This window comes from Amycolatopsis azurea DSM 43854 (assembly GCF_001995215.1).
Classification (GTDB): Bacteria; Actinomycetota; Actinomycetes; order Mycobacteriales; family Pseudonocardiaceae; genus Amycolatopsis; species Amycolatopsis azurea.
The window spans coordinates 192,948-206,330 of record NZ_MUXN01000027.1 but is presented as its reverse complement, the minus strand read 5'-3'; the positions used below and the strand labels follow the sequence as shown (position 1 = coordinate 206,330).

The window sequence follows — 13,383 nt, the reverse complement described above, 5'->3', positions numbered from 1 at the left end:
GCGTCACGAGCCGGGCGGCGGGATCGGCGCACCGGCGCAGGACCCGTCGGCCGTCTTGCCGGTCGAGAAGAACTCGACCGCCTTGCTCGCGCAGGGGAGCGACGACAGCGAACCGTGGTGGTCGTCCTCGATGGTGAGCAGGGTGCCGCCGATCCGTTCACGCATGGCCAGGGCCCAGCCGATCGGGGTCACCGGTTCGTAGGTGTGCCCGACCAGTTGCAGCGGACTGGTTCCCGGTGTGAACCGCCACGGCTGGACCGGCAAGGCCCAGCCAGCGCAGCGGCCGTTCCAGAACCCGGGGGAGGCGATGGCCGGGTACGCGTGGACGCGCTCGATCCGGCGCTGCCAGATCGTCTCGAAATCGCGGGGGCCTTCGGAGGCGTTGCAGAGGATCGCCGTCTGCTGGAAGGTGTTGAACCCGTTCGGGTCGACGTCCCAGCCGAAGCCGCGACCTTGTCCGGACGCGGGTTTCGCGGCGGGGGCGCCGCCGTCGCGCAAGGCCACGAGCGCCTTGGCTGCGTTCGCCCAGTCACGGCGCGGACCGGCGAGGTAGTTCGTCACCGTCTCGCCGTGTTCGTCGCGGAGCCTCAACAGCGCTTCGAGCACCACGGGCTGCCGGTCGCCGAAGTGGTAGACGGCGTCGTAGCGGGCGATCCACCCGGCGAAGTCCCTGGCCGTGACCTCGCCCGCCGCGACCATCGCGTCGTCCATCGCGCCGACGTCGAAGGTCGGTGACATGACCGAGTCGAGCAGCATGCGGTCCACCCGGGAGTCGAACGCGGTGCGGTAGGCGGCGCCGAGCGCGGTACCCCAGGAGACGCCGTAGAAGCCGATCTTCTCCTCGCCCAGCGCTTCCCGGATCCGGTCCATGTCGCGGGCGACGTTCTCGGTGGTCAGGTTGCGGACGAACTCGGGGTCGGCGGCGACGCAGCGCTGGTTCACCTTCGCGTCCCGTTCGAACACGAACCGTGCCTTTTCCTTGTCCGGCAAGGAAGCCGACGCTTCGGCGTCATCACCGGGGAGCGGCGGGCAGGCGACGTCGGCGCTGTAGTCGACGCCGCGGGGATCGAAGCCGATCAGGTCGTGGTCCACGCCGATCCCGGCGGCCTCGCTGTCGGTGATCCACCGAGGCTGGTGGATCCCGGACTGGCCGGGGCCGCCGGGATTCAGCAGCACGACACCTTGCCGCCGCGCGGGGTCGGTCGCCTTCTGCCTGGACACCGCGATGTCGATCTTCCGGCCGTCCGGCTTCGCGTAGTCGACCGGGACGGTCACCATGGCGCATTCGGTGCGCTGGTCGTCCGCGGGCTCCCAGCCCTTGGCGACGTCCTTGCAGAGCTTCCACTCGAGCGAGGTGGGCGACGCGGAAGCGAGCGCCGGTGCCGTCAGTGCGGTCATCGTCGCCGCGAGCAGCACGATCGCGACCCGGTTGCGGGGCATGGGCGGGTTCTCCAAGGCTGGACGGCGGGACTCCGTCAGCCTCGCCGCGTGCCCCGTCCGTCCACATCGGCCGATCGGCCGATGATCACCGGCCGTTGGTTCAGACGTCGCCCGACGCCAGCAGGGTCAGCAGTTCGGCGTGCCCGGCCTGCGTGATCAGGCTGGCGGCGTCGAAGTAGACGCGCTCGTTGGTGATCCGGTCGCCGTCGAAGAAGAACACCGCGATGATCGGCACGCGGAACGCCTTGCCGGTGGGCGGGCGGCCGTAGAACTCGCCGAGATTGGTGCCGAGCAGGTCGAACTCGACGATGACGGACTCGTCGGCGAAGTGGTAGCGGACGTTGTCGTGCCGCTGGTCCGGGAAGGCCGTGCGGGTCATGCGGTAGTAGCCCATGACCTCTTCGTCGCCGTCGAAGATCTGCCCCGTCGCCATGATCTCGTAGTGCGGGTGGCCGTTGAAGGTGCCCAGGGTGCGGTCGAACTCCTGGGTCACCTCCGTGTCCATGTGCTCTTCGATGATCTTGTGGCGGCGCTCGCGCAGGTCTTCGCTGGTCACTGGTCCTCCGGATCGTTGCTGGTCGCGACGCGGAGCCTACCGCCCGCGGCCTCGTCGTCGGTTCCGTAGAGGAGCGTGCCGCACGAGCGCGAGAGGCAGGTCATGGCCTCGATCTTGTGACCGGGGAAATCGCCGATCTTCCTCGGCGCGGGGGAGAGGGCGATCGAACCGTCGGAGCGGAGCACGCCGGCCGCGTACACGGCCGAATCGAACGGGCCGTCGTCGCCGGGGTCGGAGGCGGCCGAGATCAGGACGCGGTCGTCGGCGGTGATCTCGACGTCCGAGGTGTGCCGGACGTTCGTGGTGGGGTACGGGACGCGGAACGGTTGCGACTTCGGCTTCTTGAAGGACAGTTTCGAGACCGAGAACTCCGCGGAGTAGAGCGTGGCCGGGCGGGCGTCCTGACCCCGGTCCGCCCAGACCGCGAACAACCGGTCATTCACCTTTTTCAGGGCGAAACCCTCGTAATTGTCGTCCGGATCGCCTTTCGGTACCCGGAACGAGCCGAGAACCTTCAGCCGTCGGTCTTTCAGCTTGATGTGAAAGCCCTCGCCGTCGCTGGCCAGTGCGATGAATTCGCCGGACTTGCCTGGAACGGCCGCGGCCGCTTCCAGGTCGACCGGGAGTTCGCCCGGCCAGTCGATCGCGTCCACCTTGGACACCTTGCCGCGATCGAGCCGGGCCCGGACCGCCCGGTTCTCGCCGGTCTTCTTGTTGTCCCGCAACACAAGTGCGTCGACCCTGTCGCCGTTCTTGTCGAGGACGGCGATGCCGCTGGCGCCCGAGGTCATTCCTGTGCCGATGGATTCCCAGCCGTCGTCCGCCAGCGCCGTCGAGGGCAGGAACAGCGGGAGGGTCAATACCGGAAGAATCGCGAGGGAGGCGAATTTCATGCGGGAGAACCTAGTCCAGGAACGGGATGGGAAGAAGGCTGGAATCGGTGCATTCCAGGGGTGAGCGGCGGTGAGGTGTCGGTCGGGTGGGTCGTGAGTGGCGATTCGGGTTAGAGGCAAGGGTGTCTTAGGTACCTACTGGCCTTTGGCTGCTGTTGTTGGCAGGTCCGGTCCGTGAAGGCCTCCTTGCCTACCCTGAAGGTAGTGAAGGAGGCCTTCACTACCTTCCGGATCGCCACGGCCGCCTCGGAAGCACCAGTGGTCACAACGGTTGCGCGTGAAGGCCTCCTTTCCTCGGCTCAGCCGAGGAAACTCGACCTTCATCCCTTGCCGACTACATGAAGGGCCCCATCCTTGCGCTAAACGCAGTGAAGGAGGCCTTCATGTACCGCAGGCAGGCCAGGCGGCGGTATCGGGTGGGTCGTGAGTGGCGATTCGGGTTAGAGCGGACCGGCATTTACCTATCCACGCCTGACCTGCGTGAGGGTGGCGGTTCGACGCTCGGTGTCGCCCAGCCTCGGACCTTGATCAACGGAAGATCCGGGACACTCAACGTCCCCGATCCTCCGTTGATCAAGGTCGTGCCGGTCAAGACCGGTGACAGACGACGTCACGGGGAAGACTCCGGAGGTTCAACGTCCCGAATCCTCCACGCTCGATCGCCAGTCGCACCAGTAGGCAGGTAAGTACGAGTCCGTTAGAACCCGAATCGCCACTCACGACCACCTGGACCAAAGCGTCAGCCGCAGGAAAGGGTGCCTGCCCGGAGCGCGTGGCCGCCCTCGTTCCCGTCGTCGGCCCAGACCACCTGCTTGCTCCCGGAGGCGCAGGTGGGCGAGATGGCGAAACCTTCGTTGTTGTAGTCCGGCATCGCGCTCGGACGGTCGTAAGTGCCGGTCACGGCGAACTTGCCCTGCGCGTTGACGGCGAGCGTCGTCGAGTCGCCACCGCAGTTGTCGTCGCAGACCGCCCACAGCTTGCCGGACGAAGCCTCGTACTCGAGCTCCATGATCGAGTCGAGCCCGCTCGCGAAACTCGCGACGCGGGTGTACTTGCCGCCCGCCTGGTCGAGCGCGTATGCGTAGATCATCCCGTTGCTCTCGAGGCCGACGAGGTAGAGACCGGTGCCGTGGCCGGGGTAGGTGCCCGGGTTGTAGGGCGCCTTCGTCCGCTCGTCCACGAACCCCTTCGCGGTGAGGGCGCTGTCCGGGATCCACGAGACGGCTTCGAGCCCGTCGTTGGCCGAGACCTTCGGCAGGTCCGCCGTCAGATCCCATTCGGCCTTGGCGGTGAGGGTCTTGGCCGACCCGGAGACGTCGTAGCGGAGCACCTTGAGCGCGCTCTTCTTGTCGTTGTCGCCGTCGCGTTCGGTGGCCGCGACCACGCCGTCCGGGGTGGCGACGACGGCTTCGGCGTCAGGGTCGCCCTTGCCGCTGCGGTAGCGCAGCGCCTTGCCGGACGACCAGCCGTTGGCGGTGTCCGGCTTCCACTTCGTGCCGTTGCGCACGAGGCGGTACAGCGTGCCGGGTCCGTTCTTCACCGCCCACAGGACGTCGGCGCCTTGGAAGGACAAACCGCTGATGTTGCCGCCGAGGACGTCGGAGTCGTCGGCGTTCGACACGGCTGAACCGCCTGGCCAGGGGCTGTTCGCCGTGGTGCTCGCGACGGCGGTCGTGGCGGGCAGGACCAGCAGGGCCGCGGCGACGGTGGCCACGGCGGCGGGTCGGATCCGGCGAGGTGATCGGGGCATTCGCGCTCCTTCGGGGCGGACGAAGTGGATCGCGGCGTGTCGTCACAAGTTAAGTAAGTTTCCTTACGAATACAAGATATCGCCAAGTTCTCACCAAATGAAGCAACGGCAGATTTACAAAGAGTGTCAACTTGTCAAACCGGGTGTACATCACCTACTGTTTTGTAAACCCAGCCAACGGAGGAGGGTGCGATGAGCGAGATGACGGGCACGATCCCGGCGGGCTCGACCGAACGGTGGACCGACCGCAAGCGGTACCTGTGGCTGATCGGCCTGGTGGTCCCCTCACTCGCGTTCTTGGCCATGGGGTTGCACGCGGCCACCGGCTGGGGCGTGTGGTTCTGGATCGGGCCGATCGTGATCCTCGTGGTCGTACCGCTGATCGACCTGGTCGCCGGGCTCGATCGTGACAACCCGCCGGACGACGTCATCGAACGGCTGGAGAAGGATCGCTACTACCGCTGGATCACCTTCGCGTTCCTGCCCATCCAGTACGCGGGTTTCGTGGCCGCGTTCTGGCTGATCGCCCGGGGCGATCTGTCCGTTGTGGACAAGGTCGGCCTGGCGATCTCGATCGGCTGCATCGGTGGCATCGGCATCAACACCGCGCACGAACTCGGGCACAAGAAGGAGAGCCACGAGCGCTGGCTCTCGAAGATCGCGCTGGCGCAGAGCTTCTACGGCCACTTCTACATCGAGCACAACCGCGGTCACCACGTCCGGGTGGCCACCCCGGAGGACCCGGCCAGCAGCCGGGTGGGGGAGAGCTTCTACCGGTTCTGGCCGCGCACGGTGTTCGGTTCGCTGAAATCCGCGTGGGGCCTGGAACGCAAGCGGTATGCGCGGCGCGACCGGCATCCTTTCCGGATCGGCAACGACGTGCTCAACGCCTGGCTGATGTCGGCGGTGCTGTGGGCGGCGATGACCGTGTGGCTGGGCCCGGGAATCCTGCCGTACCTGGTGATCCAGGCCGTGATCGGCTTCTCGCTGCTGGAGGTCGTGAACTACATGGAGCACTACGGCATGCGGCGGCAGAAGGTCGGCCCGCCGGAGCGGCGACGCTACGAACGGGTGGATCCCAGCCACAGCTGGAACTCCAACAACATCGCCACCAACGTCCTGCTCTACCACTTGCAGCGGCACAGCGATCACCACGCCAACCCGACCCGCCGCTACCAGACCCTGCGCGATTTCGCGGAATCGCCGGTCCTGCCGACGGGGTACGCCGGGATGATCGTGCTGGCGCTGTTCCCGCCGGTCTGGCGCCGCGTGATGGATCCGCGGGTGCTCGCGCACTTCGACGGTGACATTTCCCGAGCCAACATCGAGCCGTCCAAACGAGGCAAGGTCCTGGCGCGCTACGGCACCCGCGTCACTTCGTCGTCCACCGTCGCCGACGACACGCACGGCGACGCGAGCGAGGGCGGGATGTGCCCGGGCTGCGGCTACGTCTACGACGAAAAACTCGGCGACCCGCGGGAAGGCTTCCCCGCCGGAACGCCGTGGGCGTCGATCCCGGATTCGTGGTGCTGTCCGGACTGCGGAGTGCGGGAAAAGGTCGATTTCGTGGCACCGGGAAGGGTCGGAGCATGATGAAGATCGAGGCGGACCGCGCGAAATGCGACGGGCTGGGCATGTGCGAGGCGATGGCGCCCGACTTCTTCGAGGTGGGCGACGACGGCACGGTCGTGGTGCTCGACGAGCGGCCCGGCGAGGAGTTCCGGCAGGACCTTTCGGCCGCCGTCGACGCTTGCCCCGTCCTCGCCCTGAAACTGCGGGACTGATCGTGGCCCTGGTCGTCGTGGGAGCGTCGCTGGCCGGACTGCGTGCGGTGGAGGCCGTGCGCCGGGACGGGTACCGAGGGCGGATCGTACTGATCGGCGCGGAGGAGCATCCGCCCTACGACCGGCTTCCGCTGTCGAAAGCGTTCCTGGACGTCGAGGGTCCTGAGCGGGTCGAGCCGTTCCACGGTGAGGCCGCGTTGCGCGACGAGCTCGGCGTCGAACTGATGCTGGGAGCGCCCGCGGACGGACTCGACACCGCAGCTCGCGAGGTGTCGGTGGCGGGTACGGCCGTTTCCTACGACGCGCTGGTGATCGCGACCGGTGCCACCGCCCGACGGCTGCCCGGCAGCGAGGGAATCGCCGGGGTCCACACGCTGAGGACCGCCGAGGACGCCCTGGCCGTGCGGGCCGCGCTCGACCGTGGGGCGCGGACCGTCGTGATCGGGGCGGGTTTCATCGGTTCGGAGGTCGCCGCGGCGGCCCGGAAGCGCGGGCTGTCGTCCACGATCGTCGAGGCGCTCGACGTCCCGCTCACGCGATCCGTCGGCGCCGAGGCCGGTGCGGTGTGCGCTTCGCTGCACCGGGAGGCGGGCACGGAGCTGCGGTTGTCCACGAAGGTCACCGGTCTGGATTCCGTCGGCGGAGCGGTGACCGGCGTCCGGCTTTCGACCGGCGAGGTGCTGCCTGCCGATCTGGTGGTCGCAGGCATCGGTGTCGTCCCGGCCACCGGCTGGCTGGCCGGGAGCGGAGTGCCGCTGCACGAGGGCGACGGCGGCGTGGTGTGCGATGCCACGCTCGCGACCGGGGTGCCCGGCGTGTACGCCGCCGGGGACGTCGCACACGCCGAGAACCCGCTGTTCGACGGCGAACTGATGCGGCTGGAGCACTGGACGAACGCCGCGGAGCAGGGAGCCGCGGCCGCTCGTCACGCGCTGGCACCGGAGTCGGCGCGTGCGCTGGCTCCGGTGCCCTACTTCTGGTCGGACTGGTACGACCACCGGATCCAGTTCGTCGGCACCCCGCGTGCGGACGAGGTGGTGACCGCGGTCCCGGCCGCCGGCGGTTTCACCGCGTTGTACCGGCGCGGGGACCGGATCGTCGGCGCGCTGACGATCGACCGGCCGCGCGAGATCATGAAGTACCGCCGTCACATCGCGGGACGGGCGCCGTGGCCAGAGGCGCTGGCGTTCGCGGCCGAATCGGCTGCTTAGAAGGTGTCGCCCAAAGCAAGGGCGGCGATCTGGGTGAGGACACGCGCGCGCGTTTCCTTTCGGCCGAAGGCCTCGGGTTTGCGAAGGCGGGCCGCTGACACGGCTGGGTGAGTGGACAGCGGCGGCCGCGGCCCGGCTGCGGAAATCCGAAAGCGCGCTTGGAAAGGCACTGCTTAGAATGACGATCATGAGCGAGGCACCGGTCACGGGAGGTTCGTACCGTCAACCGATCGTCGCGTCGGCGATCGAGTTGACCGTGCGTTCCGGCTGGTCCTCGGTGACCATGAGCAAACTCGCGGAGATCGTCGGGGTCAGCCGCCAGACCGTCTACAACGAACTCGGCTCGAAGACGCAGCTGGCCGAAGCGATGATCTCGCACGAGCTCGCGCGGTTCCTCTCGGTCGTCCGCGACGCCTTCGAACGGCATCCCGAAGACCTCGTCGAGGCGATCCACGACGCCGTCCGCGGCGTCCTCGAACTCGCCGACGACAACCTCCTGCTGCGCGCCATCGTCTCGGCCACGCACGGCGCCGACACCGAACTGCTGCCGCTGCTGACCGTCCGGGCTGGGAGCCTCCTGAGCGAGGCGACGATCATGTTGCGCGGTCGTGTCCGCGCCTACGATCCGCCGCTGGACGGCGAGCATCTCGATGTCGCCATCGACGTCGTGGTGCGGACGGTGCTGAGCCACATCATGCAGCCGTCGGACACCCCGGCGCGCACGGCCGACGCGCTGGCGTGGATGGCTTCGCGGGTGCTCGGCGCGACCACGAGCCGCTCACTGCGGCATCCGACGCCGGATTAGCGCCGCGATCTCCGCACGCTCGGCGAAACTGTCGGTGCCGTGTGCGACGCTCCACCGATGATCGTCGTGTTCGATGCCGAGCTCTGGGTCTGGGACGCCCGCCGTGGGGAGACCTGGACCTTCGTGAGCCTGCCCGAGGACGTCTCCGAGGAGATCCGCGAGATCACCGACAGGCCGCGCCGGGGGTTCGGCGCGGTCCGCGTCCAGGTCGGTATCGGCAAGAGCAAGTGGAAGACGTCGATCTTCCCGGACTCGAAACGCGGCGCGTATGTGCTGCCGGTCAAGAAAGCGGTCCGCAAGGCCGAAGGAATCGAGGAAGGTGATGTAGCGAAGGTGACCGTCGAGCTGATCGATCTCTGAGCGTCAGAGCAGGCGCTCGCCGAGCGGGGTCGTCAGGTAGAGCACGCTGCGGCCGGTGCGCTCGCGCGCGACCAGACCGCTGTCCCGCAGGACCTTGAGGTGCTGGGAGACGGCGCTTGGTGTCACACCGAGAGCCCGCGCCAGATCGGTCGTGGTCGCGGGGGAGGACAGCGCCGAGAGCAGGTCGGCCCGCGTCCGGCCCAGCAGCCGTACCGTGCCGGACCCTGGTGACCGGGTTCCGGCGGTCCACAGGGTGCCGGTTCCCCGCGCCGGATAGCGGATCGTGGTCTGGGTCGAGGAGTTTTCCTTGACCAGGACATACGGCGACCCGAGGACGACCGGCATCAGCACGAGACCACCCGGCCCTCGCGTGACGACACGATGTTGAGCGCGCCACCGTTCGCCCGCCAGGATCACCCGGTCGTCCTGCCAGCGCAGATCCGGATGCAGGTCCGTGAACAACCGTTCGGCACCGCCCGCGGTCAGAGCCCGGGCGTGATATCTGACATCGGCGTCGAGCACCGCCCGGATCCGCGTCCAATGCGGTGCGACAAGGCGGTCGTGGGACGCACGCAGTTCGTCGGCGATCTCCCGCAGACCGGACGCCGGGTCGTCGGCGAGGGCCGCGACGGGGGGAGGACGTTTCTCGCCGAAGACTCTGTCGAGACTTGCCCTCACCCGGTCTTCAGGGGTTCGCCGCAGCGCGTCGAGGTCGTTCTCGAGGGAATCCCCCGAGTCTCGCGGGGCCGGGACGAGGAACTCCGGCCAGCGGAGCCTGCCGGTCACGACCAACGGCCAAGTCCGCGAAAGGGCGAGTGGCTCGCGATCGAGTTCCTCCCGCGCCCAGCGAAGCCAGGGCAGGTTGACCGCGTTCCGGTCGATCCCGGCGAGCTGTTGCAGACCGGCCACGGTCTCGGACAGCGGCGAGATCGCGAACCGGGTCGCGGCGAGTTCGGCGACACCGAGTTCGATGGTCATCGGCATCGCCCGAGTATGTAGCGCAGGGCTTAATGGTGTCTCCGGAACGCCGGACGTCGCCACGATCCGATCATGACCGACCTGCCCCGCGCCTACCGACGACTGTGGTGGGCCACCGGGATCGACAGTCTCGGGAACGGCGTCTTCACCGCGGCGCTGCCGTTGCTGGCCGTGACGGTGAGCCGCGACGCGAGGGACATCGCCCTGGTCTCCGCCGCGACGTACCTGCCGTGGCTTCTGCTGTCGCTCACCGCCGGCTCCGTCATCGACAGGGTCGACCGAATCACCCTCATGTGGCGAACGCAGACGCTCCAAGCCCTGATCGTCGGCGTGCTCGCCGCGCTCGTCGCGGCCGAGTTCGTCACCGTCCCCGTGCTCGTCCTGCTCGCGTTCGCGCTGGGGTCGTGCGACGTCTTCTACGACAACGCGGCACAAGCTGCGCTTCCGGATCTCGTCCCGAAAAGCCTGCTACACCAAGCGAACGGCAGTCAGCAGGTGGCGTTGATCGTCGGCAGGCAGTTCCTGGGCCCACCGCTCGGGAGCCTGTTCTTCGCGCTTGCGTGGACGCTTCCGTTCGCCGTCGACGCCGTGTCGTTCGTCGTCGCCGCGATCCTTCTGGCCGGGTTGCCCAAACGACGGCACGTGCCCACGGAACGGGTGAAGGTTGTCGACGGACTCCGCTGGCTGAGGAAACACCGCCTGCTACGCGCTCTCGCCTTGCTGCTCGGGGTCAACACGTTCTGTGGTCAGCTCGGGAACGCGACTCTCGTGCTGTTCGTGACCGACGCGCTGCATCTCGGCGCGGGAGTGTTCGGTCTGCTGCTCGCCGGTGCGGCGCTCGGCGGCGTCGCGGGCGGACTGGTGATCACGCGCCTCGTCACCCGCCTCGGCGACCTCCGCGCGCTCCTCGTCTCGCTCGCCGTGAACGCCGTCGTCTTCGTAGGTATGGGGTTCAGCCCGAACGTCGCCGTACTCGGCGGGCTCTTCGCGGTGAGCAGTTTCGTGACGACGATCTGGAACGTCGTCACCGTCAGCGTCCGGCAGCGGGAGGTACCGACGGCACTGCTCGGCCGCGTCAACAGCGTGTACCGGCTCCTCGGCTGGGGGCTGATGCCGCTCGGCGCGCTGACCGGCGGACTGCTCGCGCACAGGTTCGGGATCCGCGTTCCTTACCCCGTCGCGGGTGTGGCGCGCGGCCTCGCGCTCGTGGCCGCGCTTCCCGTGTTGATCCCGGCGATGCGGGAAGTCACTCCTCGGTGAGTTCGGCCAGCTGATCCGCGGCGTCCTGGTTACCGCGTTCGGCCAGCCGTCGCAGCTCGTCCAGCGCACCCAGTTCGGTCGCCGTTTCGATCAGCTGGTCCGCCGCGTCGCTGCTGCCGCCGTCGGCCAGCCGCCGGAGTTCATCCAGGTCGGCGCGCTCGGCGGCGTCCTGGATCCGCTCGTCGATGGCGTCCTGCTCGTCGCTCATGGCACCAGGCTACGGGCAGGGTCACTCGTTCACCATGATGGCGGCGCCCGGACAGACACTGGCGGCCTCGCGGACGACGTCGTGCAGTTCGTTGCCGGGCGCTTCGTCGAGGAGGAACACGATGCCGTCCTCTTCCCGCTGGTCGAACACGTCGGGGGCGAGCAGCACGCAGGTTCCGGCGCCGCAGCACCTGTTCTGATCGACGGTGATCTTCATGGTCCATTTCCTTCGTCGAGGTCGGGGGTGACCGGTGCCAGCCACATCCCGGCAAGTGCGTCGATGAGCCCGGTCGCGGCGTCGTGCCAGGTGGACCGGGGAGTGGGGGTGCCCTCGGCGAGGGCGCGTTCGCGTTCGGCGACCATGTGGACCAGCAGTTGGCGGGCCATGTCGCCGCGTTCGGCGCGGACGTCGGCGGGCAGATCGGGCAGGCAGCGATGCAGCCCTTCGACGATCCGCACCAGCGACGGCGAGGTCAGCGACTCCTCGACCATGATCGGCCGGAACGCGGGATCGGTCATCACCTGCGCGCCGAACCGCGCGAACCAGGTCGGACTGCCGATCGTGGCCAGATGCTCGGCCACCGGGGTCACCAGGCAGCCGATCCAGTCGCGTAGGTCCGTGCTGTCGCCGATGCCGGTCAGCATCCGGCGCCGGATCTCCTCGATCGGTCCCGAATGCCGCCGGGCGATCGCGCGGATCAGATCGGCCTTCGTGCCGAAGTGGTAGCCGACGGCGGTGTTGTTGCCCTGTCCCGCCGCCTCGCTGACCTGGCGGTTGGACACCGCGAACACGCCGTGTTCGGCGAACAGCCGCTCCGCCGCGGTCAGGATCAGTTCCCGCGTCGCGTGCGCCCGTTCGGCACGGGTGCCGGTGATCTCACTCGTCATGGGCATCACCATCGCACGGGCAGTTCCCGCAGTCCGCCGACGGCGAGCCCTTCGACCTTGCGCAGGTCCGCCGCCGCGACGGCGAGTTCCAGCGTGGGCAGTTTTTCCAGCAGGACCCCGAGGACAACCTGGAGTTCGGTGCGGGCGAGCGGCTGGCCGAGGCAGACGTGCGCGCCGGCGCCGAACGCCAGATGGGCGTTCGGGCTGCGGTCGAGCGTCATCTCGGCCGCGCCCTCGAACGCGTCTTCGTCCCGGTTGGCCGAAGCCATGCTGCACATCGCGGTCGTGCCCGGCGGCAGGGTCGTCCCGCCGACCTCGAAGTCCTCGGTGAGGAAACGCGACATGCCGATCCCCGCGTTGGCATCCATGCGCAGGGATTCCTCGACGGCGGTGCGGATCAGCGACCGGTCCGCGAGCAGCGCCTCCCAGCGGCTCCGGTCTTCCAACAGCATGGCCACCATCTTCGCGATCATGTTCGCGGTGGTCTCGTGCCCGGCGATCAGCAGGCCGATCCCGGTGGCGACGAGCAGCGCGTCGGACCAGTGCTCGCCGTCCGCGTCGGTGTCGGTGATGAGCGAGCTCAGGATGTCCTCGCCCGGCTCCGCCCGTTTGGCGGCGATGTGCCCGCCCAGGTACCGGCCGAATTCGGTCTGCGCGACGTCGAATTCCGCCTGGGTGTAGCGGGTCATGCTGAGCATCACGTCGGACCAGTGGGCGAACCGCTCCCGGTCGGTGTCCGGGACGCCGAGCATGTCGCAGATGACCCACACCGGCAGGGGAAAAGCCAGGCCCGCCTTGAGGTCCGCGGGTTCGCCCTTCGCGACCATCTCGTCGATCAGCCGGACGGCCATCGCCTCCATGCGCGGCCGCAGCGCGGTCATCCGCTTGGCGGTGAACCACTTCCCGAGCATCCGGCGCCATTTCAGGTGCGCCTCGCCGTGCTGGGGGATCACGCCCGCCATCTCGCTGTTGAACACCCCGCCCGACTCGGTGTCCGCGACCCTCGCCGCCTTGTCCGCCGGGGTCGGCCGGGTGAACCGAGGGTCCGAGAGGACCTTTTTGACGTCCGCGTAGCGCGTGATCAGCGCCGCCTCGTCGCCGCTCGCGAGGGTGACCTTGGCGACCGGGCACTTCGCGCGGAACTCGGCCCATTCGGCGGGCGGTGCCAGGGCGGCCTCGGTCGGGAACGGGAAGCTCGGCAGCGTCATCGACGGCTCCTTCGGCGTGGTGGTCGCGTGATCACACAGTGCC

The 13,383-nt window shown here is 68.5% G+C and carries 15 protein-coding genes; 6 read left to right on the top strand and 9 right to left on the bottom strand.

From position 1 onward, the window contains the following. Positions 1–3 precede the first annotated feature (3 nt). The 4 genes from B0293_RS35870 to B0293_RS35855 all read right to left on the bottom strand — a co-directional run bounded on the left by B0293_RS35870 (position 4) and on the right by B0293_RS35855 (position 4,639). Positions 4–1,440 (bottom strand): alpha/beta fold hydrolase, encoded by a 1,437-nt coding sequence (locus B0293_RS35870; protein ID WP_005161123.1) that lies wholly within the window; start codon positions 1,438–1,440, stop codon positions 4–6. 100 nt (positions 1,441–1,540) lie between these two features. Beyond that, positions 1,541–1,996 carry an ester cyclase gene (locus B0293_RS35865; protein WP_005161128.1) on the bottom strand — a complete coding sequence of 152 codons (456 nt, stop codon included), beginning with the start codon at positions 1,994–1,996 and terminating at the stop codon, positions 1,541–1,543. Then, entirely contained in the window at positions 1,993–2,889 is an 897-nt protein-coding gene (locus B0293_RS35860; protein WP_005161130.1) for a hypothetical protein, read from the bottom strand. Before B0293_RS35860 ends, B0293_RS35865 begins: the two co-directional genes overlap by 4 nt. 739 nt (positions 2,890–3,628) lie before the next feature. Next, the gene (locus B0293_RS35855; RefSeq protein ID WP_005161132.1) at positions 3,629–4,639 is read right to left on the bottom strand and encodes an SdiA-regulated/phytase-like domain-containing protein; all 1,011 of its coding nucleotides are present in this window, start codon (positions 4,637–4,639) and stop codon (positions 3,629–3,631) included. A 192-nt stretch (positions 4,640–4,831) separates the two neighbouring features. On the opposite strand from B0293_RS35855, the gene B0293_RS35850 reads away from it, so the two are divergent. From B0293_RS35850 to B0293_RS35830, 5 genes are all read left to right on the top strand, one after another. Then, positions 4,832–6,232: a fatty acid desaturase gene (locus B0293_RS35850; RefSeq protein ID WP_005161134.1), complete on the top strand. Its 1,401-nt coding sequence runs from the start codon at positions 4,832–4,834 to the stop codon at positions 6,230–6,232. Further along, on the top strand, positions 6,229–6,423 hold the full coding sequence (locus B0293_RS35845; RefSeq protein WP_005161139.1) for a ferredoxin: 195 nt from the start codon (positions 6,229–6,231) through the stop codon (positions 6,421–6,423). Before B0293_RS35850 ends, B0293_RS35845 begins: the two co-directional genes overlap by 4 nt. A gap of 2 nt (positions 6,424–6,425) precedes the next feature. Then, positions 6,426–7,634, top strand: a complete 1,209-nt coding sequence (locus B0293_RS35840; RefSeq protein WP_005161141.1) for an NAD(P)/FAD-dependent oxidoreductase — start codon at positions 6,426–6,428, stop codon at positions 7,632–7,634. A gap of 178 nt (positions 7,635–7,812) precedes the next feature. Then, positions 7,813–8,439 carry a TetR/AcrR family transcriptional regulator gene (locus B0293_RS35835; RefSeq protein ID WP_005161144.1) on the top strand — a complete coding sequence of 209 codons (627 nt, stop codon included), beginning with the start codon at positions 7,813–7,815 and terminating at the stop codon, positions 8,437–8,439. Between the two features lie 57 nt (positions 8,440–8,496). Further along, positions 8,497–8,799, top strand: coding sequence for a DUF1905 domain-containing protein (locus tag B0293_RS35830; RefSeq protein ID WP_005161147.1), 303 nt, complete (start codon positions 8,497–8,499; stop codon positions 8,797–8,799). Positions 8,800–8,802: 3 nt separating this feature from the next. Here the strand turns inward: B0293_RS35830 and B0293_RS35825 are convergent, their stop codons facing one another. Continuing rightward, positions 8,803–9,783 carry an ArsR/SmtB family transcription factor gene (locus B0293_RS35825; protein WP_245192001.1) on the bottom strand — a complete coding sequence of 327 codons (981 nt, stop codon included), beginning with the start codon at positions 9,781–9,783 and terminating at the stop codon, positions 8,803–8,805. Positions 9,784–9,849: 66 nt separating this feature from the next. Between B0293_RS35825 and B0293_RS35820 the strand changes: the two genes are divergently transcribed. Further along, positions 9,850–11,037, top strand: a complete 1,188-nt coding sequence (locus tag B0293_RS35820; RefSeq protein WP_005161152.1) for an MFS transporter — start codon at positions 9,850–9,852, stop codon at positions 11,035–11,037. Here the strand turns inward: B0293_RS35820 and B0293_RS35815 are convergent. From B0293_RS35815 to B0293_RS35800, 4 genes are read right to left on the bottom strand one after another with little or no spacing between them, the layout of a single operon-like run. Beyond that, positions 11,024–11,245, bottom strand: coding sequence for a hypothetical protein (locus B0293_RS35815; RefSeq protein ID WP_005161154.1), 222 nt, complete (start codon positions 11,243–11,245; stop codon positions 11,024–11,026). The genes B0293_RS35820 and B0293_RS35815 overlap by 14 nt on opposite strands. A 21-nt stretch (positions 11,246–11,266) precedes the next feature. Then, complete coding sequence (locus tag B0293_RS35810) at positions 11,267–11,461, bottom strand: ferredoxin (RefSeq protein ID WP_005161156.1); 195 nt, start codon at positions 11,459–11,461, stop codon at positions 11,267–11,269. After that, positions 11,458–12,132, bottom strand: a complete 675-nt coding sequence (locus tag B0293_RS35805) for a TetR/AcrR family transcriptional regulator (protein WP_005161158.1) — start codon at positions 12,130–12,132, stop codon at positions 11,458–11,460. Before B0293_RS35805 ends, B0293_RS35810 begins: the two co-directional genes overlap by 4 nt. Positions 12,133–12,137: 5 nt before the next feature. Next, entirely contained in the window at positions 12,138–13,340 is a 1,203-nt protein-coding gene (locus B0293_RS35800; RefSeq protein ID WP_039918950.1) for a cytochrome P450, read from the bottom strand. Between the last annotated feature and the right edge of the window lie 43 nt (positions 13,341–13,383).

Bases quoted from the DNA above. Each gene is read 5' to 3' on its own strand.
- B0293_RS35870 (WP_005161123.1), bottom strand. From the start codon at position 1,440: ATGCCCCGCAACCGGGTCGCGATCGTGCTGCTCGCGGCGACGATGACC.
- B0293_RS35810 (WP_005161156.1), bottom strand. From the start codon at position 11,461: ATGAAGATCACCGTCGATCAGAACAGGTGCTGCGGCGCCGGAACCTGC.
- B0293_RS35815 (WP_005161154.1), bottom strand. From the start codon at position 11,245: ATGAGCGACGAGCAGGACGCCATCGACGAGCGGATCCAGGACGCCGCC.
- B0293_RS35805 (WP_005161158.1), bottom strand. From the start codon at position 12,132: ATGACGAGTGAGATCACCGGCACCCGTGCCGAACGGGCGCACGCGACG.
- B0293_RS35855 (WP_005161132.1), bottom strand. From the start codon at position 4,639: ATGCCCCGATCACCTCGCCGGATCCGACCCGCCGCCGTGGCCACCGTC.
- B0293_RS35860 (WP_005161130.1), bottom strand. From the start codon at position 2,889: ATGAAATTCGCCTCCCTCGCGATTCTTCCGGTATTGACCCTCCCGCTG.
- B0293_RS35830 (WP_005161147.1), top strand. From the start codon at position 8,497: ATGATCGTCGTGTTCGATGCCGAGCTCTGGGTCTGGGACGCCCGCCGT.
- B0293_RS35850 (WP_005161134.1), top strand. From the start codon at position 4,832: ATGAGCGAGATGACGGGCACGATCCCGGCGGGCTCGACCGAACGGTGG.
- B0293_RS35820 (WP_005161152.1), top strand. From the start codon at position 9,850: ATGACCGACCTGCCCCGCGCCTACCGACGACTGTGGTGGGCCACCGGG.
- B0293_RS35825 (WP_245192001.1), bottom strand. From the start codon at position 9,783: ATGCCGATGACCATCGAACTCGGTGTCGCCGAACTCGCCGCGACCCGG.
- B0293_RS35800 (WP_039918950.1), bottom strand. From the start codon at position 13,340: ATGACGCTGCCGAGCTTCCCGTTCCCGACCGAGGCCGCCCTGGCACCG.
- B0293_RS35835 (WP_005161144.1), top strand. From the start codon at position 7,813: ATGACGATCATGAGCGAGGCACCGGTCACGGGAGGTTCGTACCGTCAA.
- B0293_RS35845 (WP_005161139.1), top strand. From the start codon at position 6,229: ATGATGAAGATCGAGGCGGACCGCGCGAAATGCGACGGGCTGGGCATG.